Below are 12,925 nucleotides of genomic sequence, written 5' to 3' on the forward strand. Positions count from 1 at the left end.
TGTGTGTTTGTTGGGGAGGGGATTTTGTCATATATGGGTTCGACACGGATACATACTTTGGAAACCAATCGGTAGGCGGGTAGTATTGAGGGAGAAATCACATACGTATTGGGAGACAATGATGACTGCTCAACCCCCGTTTGATCCGGGTGCCTACCGCTCCGACGCGGTTCCCTCGGACACTCAAGCTATTTATATTCAGGAAGGCGGCGCTGAGCCGCGCGGAATTCTGTTCCACTCGCCGACCAAGCACCCGAAGATTCTGCGTCTGCAGGAGATTATGATTGTCTCCGCGCTGCTCTGCTTGATCCACGGTGTTATTTCCTCGTTCGCACCGGATAACCTGTCCCCGCTGAAGGGTCTGCCGGAGGTCGGCGTTGCAGGCGGTATCGGCCTGCTGGTTGTTTCTGCGGTTGTGTACATCTGGGTCTACTTCACGATTCAGAAGGGCAAGCGTCTGGGCCTGACTGTCGGTCTGATTTTTGCGATTCTGGGTGCGTTCGTGGCGATTCTGTCTCTGATTGGTAATGTCATTGACGCTCAGCGCTACGGCTTCGTGCCCCTGTACGCGGCATGGTTCATTGCGAACGTGCTGTGGATTCGTGCTTCTTTTGACCCGGCTGTGAAGCAGGCTCTGAAGTAGAAGTACCCTCTTCAACCCTGTTGTTGAAAAGATATACTCTAGAACGCCCGGATGGACTATCCGGGCGTTCTGCTGTTTGCGCTTCCTTCTCTGGTCTAAAATGGATAGGATATGCGCCCGTCGCCATCCCCCTGTTCCGCACCCTGTGCGGGTAGCCGGGGGAGAGCAGACGGTGCTGCCTAAGGTGTATAACGAGCCAGCCGGCATAGTGCCGGTGGTATGCAGAGAAGAGTGACAATGACCGATTCCGTGCAGGAACACGAGGGTCTTAACGGCCCGGCTCAGGTTCTCGCCCGCATTGCGCAGGTTCTGGAGGAGAACCCCGAGAACGGTTTGGACGCTATCCGTGAGGCTTTTGAGGCTGAGCGTGAGCGCGCCCGCCAGGAGATTCGCGAGAAGGCTAAGGACTTTGACAGCCTCAAGGAGGTGCGCCTGAGCTTCTTCGGTGAGAAGGGCATCATGAGCATCGCTAACCGCCAGATGCGTGATCTTCAGAACCAGCACAAGGGCCCGGTGGGTAAGCTGATGGGTCAGGCTCGTGCAGCCCTGACTGAGGCTATTGAGGCTCGTACCGCCGAGCTGGAGGCTGAGCGTGAGGCTCGTATCCTGGCTGAGGAAGCTGTGGACGTTTCTGCTGCTTCGCCTCGCCGTTCCCTGGGCGGCCGCCACCCGATTGCTCTGATGCAGGAGCGCCTGACTGATATCTTCGTTGGTATGGGCTGGGAGGTTGCTGACGGCCCCGAGCTGGAGTCTGAGTGGTACAACTTTGACGCTCTGAACATTAAGCCGGATCACCCGGCACGCGAAATGCAGGACACTTTCTACGTTGAGCCGAAGAACGCTCACCTGCTGCTGCGCACTCACACGTCGCCGGTGCAGATGCGCTCGCTACTTTCGCGTGATTTGCCGCTGTACATTGTGTGCCCGGGTCAGGTGTACCGCACCGATGAGCTGGACGCGACCCACACCCCGGTCTTCCACCAGATTGAGGGCCTTGCCGTGGATAAAGGCCTGACGATGGCTGACCTGAAGGGCACCCTGGAGTACATGGCACGCGCCATGTTCGGTGAGGACGCTAAGATCCGCCTGCGCCCGAACTTCTTCCCGTTCACTGAGCCTTCCGCTGAGCTGGATTTGTGGCACCCGAACGCTAAGGGCGGCCCGCAGTGGATTGAGTGGGGCGGCTGCGGCATGGTGAACCCGAATGTTCTGCGTGCTGCGGGTATCGATCCTGAGGAGTACTCGGGCTTCGCTTTCGGTATGGGTATTGAACGTACCCTCATGTTCCGTAACAACGTCGCTGACATGCATGACATGGTTGAAGGCGACATCCGTTTCTCTGAGCAGTTCGGGATGGAGATCTAAATTATGCGTGTACCCCTGTCATGGCTGCGCGAGTTCGTGCCTGTAGCCGAGGATGCTTCGGCTGAAGATTTGATGGCAACCCTGGTGAAGGTTGGCCTGGAAGAAGAAGACGTTCACCGCCCCTCTGATGAGCTGTCCGGACCAATTGTGGTTGGCCAGGTGCTCTCTATGGAGCCGGAGACCCACTCGAACGGCAAGACCGTGAACTGGTGCCAGGTGCGTGTGGTTCCGGAGGGCCAGGAGCAGACTCTGACCGGTAAGGGCATTGAGCCTTCCGGCGTTCAGGGCATTATTTGTGGTGCCCACAACTTCAAACCCGGCGACAAGGTTGTTGTGACCCTGCCCGGCGCTGTTCTGCCCGGTGGTTTCGCGATTACTGCCCGTAAGACTTACGGTCACAAGTCGGCTGGCATGATTGCTTCGACTCGTGAGCTGGGTATTGGCGATGATCACGGCGGCATCCTGGTGCTTTCGACCCTGGGCCTGGACCCGGAGCTTGGCACCGATGCGATGGAGCTGCTGGGTCTGTACGATCAGGCTGCCGAGGTGAACGTGACCCCGGACCGCGGTTACGCGTTCTCTCTGCGCGGTATTGCTCGCGAGTGGTGCCACGCTACCGGTTCTTCCTTCGAAGATTTTGTGCTGGCGTACGGCGAGCGCGCCCCGGAGGCGAACGAGTCCGGTCACGCGGTTGCTCTGCGTGATGACGCCCCGATTCACGGTAACCCGGGTTGCGTGCGTTTCGTGATGCGTGAGGTTTCGGGCGTGAAGGCGGACGCGCCGGTTCCGACCTGGATGTCTTCGCGTCTGCGTCTGGCGGGTGTGCGCTCGCTGTCGCTGCCGGTGGATATTTCGAACTACGTGATGCTGGAGACCGGTCAGCCGCTGCACTTCTACGATGCTGACAAGGTTCAGGGTGAGATTGTTGTGCGCCGCGCTGTTGCTGGCGAGAAGCTGGTGACCCTGGATGGTGTGGAGCGTACTCTGCACCCCGAGGACATTGTTATTGCTGATGATTCGGGCGTAATTGGTCTTGCCGGTGTGATGGGTGGCGCCTCCACTGAGGTCACCGATTCGACCACCCGCATTCTGGTTGAGGCTGCTCGTTTTGATGAGGTGTCGGTGGCTCGTACTGCTCGCCGTCACAAGCTGATTTCTGAGGCGTCGAAGCGTTTCGAGCGCGGCGTGGACCCGCAGATTCAGGCAGCTGCTGCCCAGCGTGCGGTTGAGCTGCTGGTTGAGCTGGCTGGTGCTCAGGTTGAGCCGGGCGTTACTGACGTATCCCTCGGTTACGAGCCGGTCGTGATTGACCTACCGGCTGACTACACTGCCGGCCGCATTGGCGTGGATTACTCGCCGGAGCAGATTGAGTCCTGCCTGCGCGAGATTGGTTGCTCGGTGGAGCGTACCGAGTCTGGTTACGCGGTGACCGTTCCGTCGTGGCGTACTGACCTGCGCGCGAAGGAAGACCTGACCGAGGAAATCGCACGTATTGACGGCTACGAGAACATCCCCTCGACCCTGCCGGTGGCTCCTGCGGGCCGCGGTTACACTCCGGAGCAGGCGGGTAAGCGTCGTGCACTGAATGCGCTGGCGGCTTCCGGTCTGACTGAGGTGTTCGCGTACCCCTTCGTGTCGGCTGATGCGAACAATCTGTGGTCGGCTCCGTGGGTGAGCACCCCCGAGAACCCCGTGACTGAGGTTCCTTCGATTCGCTTGGAGAACCCGATTTCTTCGGCTGAGGGCTGGATGCGCCGCTCGCTGCTGCCGGGTCTGGTTGAGGTTCTGAAGCGTAACCTGTCTCGCGGTTTCAAGAACCTGGCTATTTTCGAGGCTGGTCACGTGTTCATTCCGGGTGAGCAGCTGGGCTCCGAGTCTATTCCGCCGCTGGGTGCTCGCCCCTCGGATGAGGTTCTGGCTGATCTGAACGCCGGTATTCCGCAGCAGCCCACTTTCATTGCTGGTCTGTTTGCAGGTACTGAGCACGAGGCGATGCCGGGTGCCGCTCCGCGTGCCTACGACTGGCGTGACGCTCTGGATGCTGTGCGTCTGGTGGCTGCCGCTGTTTCGGCTGAGATTCAGGTGCGTAATGGTGTGCACACTGCCTTCCACCCGGGCCGTGTGGCTGAGGTTCTGAACGCTGCCGGTGAGCGTGTTGGTTTCGCTGGCGAGCTGCACCCGAAGCTTCTGCAGGAGCTGAACCTGCCGGAGCGTACTTGCGCGTTTGAGCTGGATTTCTCGGCGCTGTTCGCTGGTCGTGTTGAGGCGCATCAGGCTGTCCCGGTGCTGACTTTCCCGGCTGCTACTCAGGATGTGGCGCTTCTGGTGGATCGTGACCTGCCTGCTTCTGAGGTGGAGCGTGTTCTGCGTGAGGGCGCTGGCGAGCTGCTGGAGGATATCCGCGTGTTCGATGATTACCGCGGTACCGGTATTGATGAGTCGAAGAAGTCCTTGGCGTTTGCGCTGCGTTTCCGTGCGCCGGATCGTACGCTAACTGCCGATGAGGCGTCGGCTGCTCGTGAGGCTGCTGTGGCTGCGACTGTTGAGCAGCTGGGTGCAGAACCGCGTGTCTAACCGGGTCTAACCCTATGGCGTAGTGCCTAATGCTGACGGGGTGGGAGTCGCTGGCTCCCACCCCGTAGCTTTTGGGGTTGCGTCGTGGGTTTACCTGTCGGTGTGTTCATGAAGCGCTGATAAGCGCTTTCCTTGGTGAACTCATGTGGTTATGGGTACCCTAGAAGATAGATGAAGTGAGGGAGAGAGTAATGGCTAATCGAGAGAACTCGCGCGAGCAGGACGAGCTGTCGCAGTCTGAGGTCGAAGAAACCTATTTCGAGGATTCTCAGTACGATGACTCTGAGTATGAAGACCATGAATATGAGGAGTACGACGAGTACGAGAATTACGAGGATGAGGAAGAGAACTCCTCCCTTTTCGCGATGAGTGAGGAAGAGCTGGATGACCGCCCGGGTGTGAACTGGCTGTCGGTTCTTTCTGCTGCTGTTGCGGTTATTCTTTCCATTGTTTTGGCTGTTGTGGGTGTCCGCGCGTTTGCGTCGGTCAATAATAACGCCGAGTATGCCGGTAAGAGCTGGGTTATTCAGGGTACTTATCAGGATTTGACGCCTGACCTGATTACGAAGGGTAATGTGGCTCGTTATAAGGGCAATCTGCCGGCTGATGACGCTCTGAACGGTAAGACGTACGTGTCGAACCTGAAGGATAAGTACCAGGTGACTTCGGGCGCTTCGATTGAGTTCCGTGGTTCGCAGACTGGTGATGTTCCTTCGGAGTTCCCACGTGAGGTGGACGGCCTGCTGGTGGAGAAGAACGGCAGCCTTGAGGTTGTTTATACCGCTGAGAAGGGCACGTTGAAGCCTGTGACTGAGGCAAGCGTGAATGCTGAGCGTTTTGCCGGTATCGCAAGTATTGTTGGTGCGGTGCTGGTGCTTCTGCTGGGTCTTGGTTTTGCTGTGTGGCTGAACCGTCGTTCGCACGATGTTGAGTACGAGGACCTGGATGGTCTGGTGGAGGATGAGCGCTAGGCGTTCTGAGTCCTGAGGAATCACCTCGAAGTTTTGTTGAAGGAGCCTGTTTCTGGCGCACGTTGTGTTGCTGGAGGCGGGCTCCTTTTTCGCGCTCGCCTGCCGGAGATCTCTTGACTGGGGTGACGTACCAGCCCACAATGTTCTTGCACACTATGCATTCATTGCGAGGTTATGCGCCCGAATGTGTAGATACACGCTACGTTCGCGGTGTTTTGCGTGACAGCTGGTGAGATAAACCCTGAAATTTCCCCCATATCTTGGAATAATCCATATTTGGTGCGCATATTTATGTGCATATGTATTATCTTGGGTAGTGAAGAATGTTGCGCTGCGCCACCGCTGGGCAGCCCGTTCTGAATTCGTGATTGGCACCGTAGGAAGAAGAGATATTATGCCTTTCCCCTCGACCAAGATCGCGCGTCAGGCACGCATCGTTGAATTGCTGCAGACCCGACGTGTCCGCTCCCAGGCTGAACTGGCGCAGTACCTGACCGATGATGGTATGAAGGTTACTCAGGCGACCCTTTCCCGTGATCTTGTTGAAATTGGCGCTGAGCGTATCCGTGATGAAGGCGCTGGCTTGATTTATGCTGTGCCGAATTACCCTGCTCGTCGTGGCGGCGGTACTGCACCTGATGCCCGTATGATTTCCCTGTTCAAGGAGCTGCTGATTACCGCTGAGGGTTCGGCGAATATTACGGTTCTGCGTACTCCTCCGGGTGCCGCGCAGTTCTTGGCTTCGTCGATTGATCAGGGCGGTCTTGAGGCGATTATGGGCACTATTGCCGGTGACGATACGGTCATTGTTGTGACTCGTGACCCCAATGGTGGGGCTGCGCTGGCGGAGAGCTTCTTGGATTGGTCTGCTGCTCAGTAGTAGCTGGGGCGTATCTTGTGCTGTTCCTCTGATGTTTCAGGGGAGTGGTTGAGGGTACGCCCTTCTGCTGTCTTCGGGCTCTTTTCCGGGCTTCTAGCTCTGCTTCTTCTTTTCTAGGTATCCCAATTTTCTGTGGTGAGAGTTTTTTATCATGTCTGAAATGCACGATTCAGCGAACAATATTGCCTACCTTTTGGCGGAGGCGGCATCGTCTTCCGGGGCTAAGGCTGCTTTGGCGATTCCGTCTTCTGAACCTGCTGATATGCAGGTGGTGAGTTATGCGCAGTTGGCGTCTGCCGCCTCGCAGGTTCAGCGTCATCTGGAGGCGCTCGGCGTTGAGCGTGGTGACCGTGTGGCGTTGTCTATGCCGAATGTGGCGTTGATGCCTGCTCTGTATTACGGCATTGTGGCTGCGGGCGCGATTTGTGTTCCGTTGAATCCGCTGCTGTCGGGCGCGGAGCTGGAGTATCATCTGCGCGATAGCGGGGCGAAGGTACTTTTTGCTTTTGCGGGTACTCGCTTGGCGTCGGAGGCTTCGTCGACGGTTCTGGTGAAGAACGGTTCGGTTCGTTGCGAGATTTTCACCGGGGGAGAGGGCTCGCCGGTGGCTCCTTTTGATGCGCCTGCCGAGACGGTTCTGGAACCCGTTCCGGTGGTGGCGAGTGACCCAGCGATTATTCTTTATACGTCGGGTACGACGGGCAAGCCGAAGGGCGCGACGCTGACTCACGCGAATATCCTCTCGAATGCTCGTAGCTGCGTGAGCGTTTTTGGGTTCACCGCTGAGGACGTTATTTTTGGTGGTCTTCCGCTGTTCCATGCGTTCGGTCAGACGGTGTCGATGAATGCGGCGTTTGCGGCGTCGGCTACGGTGGCTTTGCTGCCGCGTTTTACTCCCGAGGGTGCGCTGAACCTGATTGAGCGTGCGGGGGTTTCGGTGCTGGCTGCGGTGCCGAGCATGTACGTGTCGTTGGCGGCGGCGCTGGAAGCTGAGCCTGAGCGTGCGCGCTCGCTGCGCGGTCGCATCCGTTTCGGTATTTCGGGCGGTTCGCCGCTGCCCGCCCCGGTGCATGCCGCATGGAAGACGCTGATTGAGTGCCCGGTATACGAGGGCTACGGTTTGAGCGAGACCTCGCCGGTGGTTTCCTTTAATCAGGCGGAGTTTGGCATGGTGCTCGGTTCGGTGGGTCGTGTGCTACCGGGCGTGCAGGTGCAGGTCCGCTGCTCTGAAGGCACCGAGTGCGCGCCGGGCGTGAGCGGTCAGCTGTGGGTTCGCGGCGAGAATGTGATGGCTGGTTACTGGAATAATCCGGCGGCTACTGCTGAGGTTTTTGACGGCGAGTGGTTTGCGACCGGTGATGTTGCTCGTGTTGATGAGCAGGGCAATATTTTTATCGTGGATCGTATTAAGGACATGGTTCTGCGTAATGGCTATTCGGTGTATCCGCGTGAGATTGAGGATGTTCTCTACACCCATGAGCAGGTGCAGTCGGTAGCGGTGCTGGGTGTGCCGGATGAGCGCGTGGGCGAGGAGATTGTCGCCGTGGTGATGCCGCGTCCTGGTGCCGATGAGGGCGTGCTGCAGGCGGAGTTGAATGCTTTGGCGCGTACTCGTTTGGCGGCGTATAAGTATCCTCGCCGCTACGTGATGGTGGAGAGCATGCCGCTGGGCCCGACCGGTAAGATCCTCAAGCGTGACTTGCGGGTTTCGATTCAGCAGGGCTGAACCCGCCACGTGGTTTGTGGCGCTATTCTGAGGACAAGCGCGGGCTAAGAGGGTAGAATCTTGTAGGCGGCTTCTACCGCGTTATTGTTCCCGGTTGTTATGCCTGGGCTGAACCATCCACGAAAGAGAGAGCATGAGCGTTCCCGCTTCTGAGGCTTCGCGAACCCCTATTGAGCAGTTGATTCCGGCTGCTTGCGCTACGATTCCGAATTACCCGCACGAGGGCATCCTCTTTTACGATGTGACCACTCTCTTCGCTAATGCTGAGGTTTTCAAGGCGTGCATTGATGAGCTGGCTGCCCGTTTTGAGGGTCAGTTTGATGTGGTGGCTGGCGTTGAGGCTCGTGGCTTCTTGCTGGCTTCTGCGCTCGCGTACGCTACCGGTACCGGTGTGATGACGGTTCGTAAGGCGGGTAAGCTTCCGCGTGAGACGTACCGTGAGGAGTATGCGCTGGAGTACGGTAGCGCGGCGATTGAGATTCACTGTCATGATTTCGCGCCGGGCACTCGTGTGCTTCTGCTGGATGATTTGCTGGCGACTGGCGGTACTCTGGTGGCTGCCGCGAAGCTGGTGGAGCGTGCGGATCTGAAGGTTGCCGGCGTCGGCGCTCTTCTGGAGTTGGAGGGCCTCGGCGGTCGTGAGGCGCTGGACGGTTACCGTCTTGAGACGCTGAGCTTGGTCTCTGAGTATCCGCTGCCGTCGAAGTAGTTTTATAGATGAGGGGTGCCCCGCCGGTTGATCCGGTGGGGCACTTTTCTGTGTATGCTTGGGCGGGTTTTCTGTGGGGGTAATATTTCGGCGCTGCGGAGCCTGTCCTGTAAAATAGTGACCCGTATTTTTGGGTGTCTGTCGCACCCTGTCTTTGAGACACCATAGGTTTAAGGAGCTTACGTGTCATCTGAATCTTTGCCCCAGCAGTCTGCTGATTCTTCGGCGGCTGAGAAGCTGTTTGCTGAGCAGATGGCTGCGGAGCGTGAGTATGTTGCTCGCGTGTATGCCCGTCTGGATGAGCTCCGTGAGGAGACGGCTGAGAAGCTGGCTGCTGTGCGTAAGAATCAGGCGGTGGGCGGTCATCAGAACCGTTCGGAGCGTGACTCTTTTGCTACTCACTATGAGGATCGTTTGGCGCAGCTGAATGCTGTGGATTCTCGTCTGACCTTTGGTCGCCTGGATATGGACCGTGAGGGTGCTGATGCGGTGCGTTATATCGGTCGTATTGGTATTACGGATAGCAATCAGCAGCGTCTGCTGATGGACTGGCGTGCCCCGGAGGCGGGTACGTTCTATCAGGCGACCGCGTTCCAGCCGATGGGTGTGCGCCGTCGCCGTCACCTGATGCTTGAGGGCCGCACCGTTGTAAATATTGAGGATGAGGTCTTCGATTCAGAGATGCTGCAGGATGAGGACACCCTTCACGGCGAGGGTGCTCTGCTGGCGGCGTTGAATAAGAAGCGTACCGGCCGCATGGGCGATATTGTGGCGACCATTCAGGCTGAGCAGGATGCGATTATCCGCTCGGAGCTGCCGGGCGTGCGCGTGGTGCAGGGCGGTCCCGGTACCGGTAAGACCGCTGTGGCTCTGCATCGTGCGGCGTATCTGCTGTACACGAACCGTGAGCGCCTGTCGAAGGCTGGCGTGCTGGTGGTTGGCCCCTCGAATTCGTTCATGTGGTACATCGAGCGTGTGCTTCCGTCGCTGGGTGAGACCGGCGTGGTGATGTCTTCGCTGGCGACCCTGTACCCGGGTCTGCGTGCTGTGCCGGAGAAGGACCGTGCGGTTGCCGCATTGAAGGGCGATTTGCGCATGGTGAAGGTTATTAAGCGTGCGGTTGCGGATCGTCAGAAGGTGCCGGCTCAGGTTCAGCGTCTGAATGTTGAGGGTACTGATGTTGAGCTGACTCCGGAGATGGTTCGTTCGGCTCGTTCTCGTGCTCGTTCGACTGGCAAGCCGCATAATGAGGCTCGTGAGACGTTCGTGAAGATTCTGTTGAAGGAGCTGACCGCGAAGCTGGATGATCAGCTGAACCGTGCGGCGGGTCGTGTGGTGGAGCGTCCGTACTTGCAGGATGATGTGCGTGCCTCGATGGATGTGCGCCGCGCCCTGAACCTGGCGTGGATGCCACTGTCGCCGGAGACTCTGTTGCGCTCGCTGTTCTCGAAGCCGCATTACTTGGAGTCGGCAACCCGTGAGCTGTCGAAGGCTGAGCGTGAGCTGCTGGCTCGTCCTGCGGATGCCCCCTTCACCGAGGCTGATGTTCCGCTGCTGGATGAGGCTGCTGAGCTGCTGGGTGATTTTTCGAAGGTGACGGGTGCGGCTGCTGCGGCTCGTGCTGCGGCGGAGCATCGTGCGAACCTTGAGAACGCTGCGAAGGCGCTGGAGAATGTTCACCAGTCGCTGGAAGATATTGGCGCTGATGGCGTGATTACCCCTGAGCAGATTGCGATGATGAATGAGGTTCGTGGCGAGCGTATGACGGCTGCGGCTGCGGCTTCTGCTGATCGTACCTGGGCGTATGGCCATATTGTGGTGGATGAGGCTCAGGAGCTCTCGCCGATGCAGTGGCGTCTGCTGATGCGTCGTTGCCCGATGAAATCGTTCACGATTGTTGGCGATATTGCTCAGGCGTCTTCTGCGGCGGCGGCTTCGTCGTGGTCGCAGGCGTTGGAGCCGTTTGTGGGTGAGCGTTTCACCCTGGAGGAGCTGACGATTAATTACCGTACTCCGGCTCAGATTGCTGAGGCAGCGGTGTCGGTTGCTCAGGCTGCAGGCTATGAGGTGTCTGCGCCTCGTGCGGTGCGTGAGGGCAAGTGGCCTCCGCTGGTGCATGAGGTTGCCGCCGAGTCCGTGGTGGAGCAGACCGTGTCTGTGGTCAGCGAGGAGGTCGCTCATTCGGGTGGCGCTCTGATTGGTGTGGTGTGCCCGCCGAGCCTGTATGTTCAGACGGCTCAGGCTGTGGCTCGTGCTCATGCTGATCGTACGGGTACCGCGCAGACGGCTTTGGAGAATCAGGTGCTGGTTCTGACTCCGTGGGAGGCTAAGGGCCTGGAGTTTGATGTTGTGGTGATTGTTGAGCCGCAGCAGCTGATTGATGATGCTGATGGTGCCGTGGGTGACTTGTACGTGTCGATGACTCGTCCGACTCAGCGCCTGCACATGGTGGGTTCGCGGATGCCTGCGGGCCTGTAGTCTTCGTGGCTCTGTAGCACCTTTCTTGTTATTTCTTTGAGCCGGTGCCGTACCGGTTTGGGCGCTCGCTTGGGTTTTTCTGAGCGTTTGTGCCGGTGCGGTGCTAGGCTTGTTACATATTTTGTTCGAGCGCCTTTGGGCGTTGTTACCTTGTGAATGGGAGAAGCATGTCTGCCGAGATCCTCAACGCGCAGCATAATGACGATACCTTCGAGAATATTTGGCAGGAGCTGAAGTGGCGCGGCCTGGTGCACGTGAGCACTGATGAGGCTGCTCTGGAGAAGGCGCTGAGCGAGGAGAGCCTGACTTTCTACACGGGCTATGATCCGACTGCGGCTTCTTTGCACCTGGGTCACCTGGTGCAGCTGCTGGTGATGCGTCGTCTGCAGCTTGCCGGTCACAAGCCGCTGGGTCTGGTGGGTGGTTTCACCGGTTTGATTGGTGATCCGCGTCAGACTTCTGAGCGTGTGCTGAACTCGCCCGAGGTTGTGGCTGAGTGGGTTAAGTCTCTGCGCGCGCAGATTGAGCGTTTCCTTTCTTTCGAAGGTGAAAACGCTGCTCGTATGGTGAATAACCTGGACTGGAGCGGTCAGATGTCTGCTCTGCAGCTGCTGCGCGATGTTGGTAAGCACTTCCGCGTGGGCACCATGGTGAAGAAGGAGATTGTGGCGAAGCGCCTGAACTCTGATGAGGGCATTTCGTACACCGAGTTCTCGTACCAGATTCTGCAGGGTCTGGACTTCCTGGAGCTGAACCGTCGTTTTGGCTGCACCCTGCAGACCGGTGGTTCTGATCAGTGGGGTAACCTGACCAGTGGTACCGAGCTGATTCGTAAGGTGGAGGGTAAGAGCGTCCACGCTATTGGTACCCCGCTGATTACTAACTCTGACGGCACTAAGTTCGGTAAGAGCGAGGGTAACGCTATTTGGCTGAACCCGCAGATGTGCTCGCCGTACGCGTTCTACCAGTTCTGGCTGAACACCGCGGATGCGGATGTGGTGGATCGTCTGAAGGTCTTCACCTTCCTGACTCGTGCTGAGATTGCTGAGTTCGCTGAGAAGGTTGAGAAGGAGCCGTTCAAGCGTGAGGCTCAGAAGACTCTGGCGTACCTGGTGACTTCGCTGGTTCACGGTACTGAGGCTACTGATCAGGCTGTGGCTGCTTCGGAGGCTCTGTTCGGTAAGGGCGATTTCGCTGCTCTGGATGAGGCTACCCTGGAATCTGTGGTTGCTGAGCTTCCTTCGGCTAAGCTGTCTGAGGACCGCCTGGACCTGATTTCTGTTCTGACTGAGCTGGGCTTTGCGAAGTCTAACTCTGAGGCTCGTCGCATTCTGAAGGAGGGCGGCGCTTCGGTGAACGGCGTGAAGGTTCAGGGTGAGGACGCAGCTATTTCTAGGGATGATCTGCTGCACGGTCGTTTTGCGATGGTTCGCCGTGGCAAGAAGAACCAGGGCGCTGTAGAGCTGATCTAGTACAGAGCTGATTTAGTCTTCTCGATACATATAGATGGGGAGGGGTTCTTCTCTGCTGAAGTATTCAGTAGGGGAGTGCCTCTCCTTTTTGTTCTCCTACATATCCC

9 protein-coding genes are annotated in these 12,925 nt (G+C 58.0%); all 9 read left to right on the forward strand.

Features of this window, described 5'->3' with window-relative positions:
- Positions 1–121: 121 nt before the first annotated feature.
- Positions 122–643 carry a hypothetical protein gene (locus QZ540_RS06795; protein ID WP_049352677.1) on the forward strand — a complete coding sequence of 174 codons (522 nt, stop codon included), beginning with the start codon at positions 122–124 and terminating at the stop codon, positions 641–643.
- Between the two features lie 237 nt (positions 644–880).
- Positions 881–2,008: a phenylalanine--tRNA ligase subunit alpha gene (gene pheS, locus QZ540_RS06800; RefSeq protein WP_070594156.1), complete on the forward strand. Its 1,128-nt coding sequence runs from the start codon at positions 881–883 to the stop codon at positions 2,006–2,008.
- 3 nt (positions 2,009–2,011) lie between these two features.
- Entirely contained in the window at positions 2,012–4,582 is a 2,571-nt protein-coding gene (gene pheT, locus QZ540_RS06805; RefSeq protein ID WP_294628673.1) for a phenylalanine--tRNA ligase subunit beta, read from the forward strand.
- A 191-nt stretch (positions 4,583–4,773) separates the two neighbouring features.
- The gene (locus QZ540_RS06810; protein ID WP_294628674.1) at positions 4,774–5,553 is read left to right on the forward strand and encodes a hypothetical protein; all 780 of its coding nucleotides are present in this window, start codon (positions 4,774–4,776) and stop codon (positions 5,551–5,553) included.
- Positions 5,554–5,947: 394 nt separating this feature from the next.
- Entirely contained in the window at positions 5,948–6,433 is a 486-nt protein-coding gene (locus tag QZ540_RS06815) for an arginine repressor (RefSeq protein ID WP_044150633.1), read from the forward strand.
- Between the two features lie 151 nt (positions 6,434–6,584).
- Positions 6,585–8,159, forward strand: a complete 1,575-nt coding sequence (locus QZ540_RS06820) for an AMP-binding protein (RefSeq protein ID WP_294628677.1) — start codon at positions 6,585–6,587, stop codon at positions 8,157–8,159.
- Between the two features lie 133 nt (positions 8,160–8,292).
- The gene (locus QZ540_RS06825) at positions 8,293–8,868 is read left to right on the forward strand and encodes an adenine phosphoribosyltransferase (RefSeq protein WP_294628679.1); all 576 of its coding nucleotides are present in this window, start codon (positions 8,293–8,295) and stop codon (positions 8,866–8,868) included.
- Positions 8,869–9,051: 183 nt separating this feature from the next.
- Positions 9,052–11,346 carry an AAA family ATPase gene (locus QZ540_RS06830; protein WP_294628681.1) on the forward strand — a complete coding sequence of 765 codons (2,295 nt, stop codon included), beginning with the start codon at positions 9,052–9,054 and terminating at the stop codon, positions 11,344–11,346.
- Positions 11,347–11,513: 167 nt separating this feature from the next.
- Positions 11,514–12,818, forward strand: a complete 1,305-nt coding sequence (gene tyrS, locus QZ540_RS06835; RefSeq protein ID WP_294628683.1) for a tyrosine--tRNA ligase — start codon at positions 11,514–11,516, stop codon at positions 12,816–12,818.
- Positions 12,819–12,925: the final 107 nt, after the last annotated feature.

Source organism: uncultured Rothia sp. (genome assembly GCF_916049665.1).
Classification (GTDB): Bacteria; Actinomycetota; Actinomycetes; order Actinomycetales; family Micrococcaceae; genus Rothia.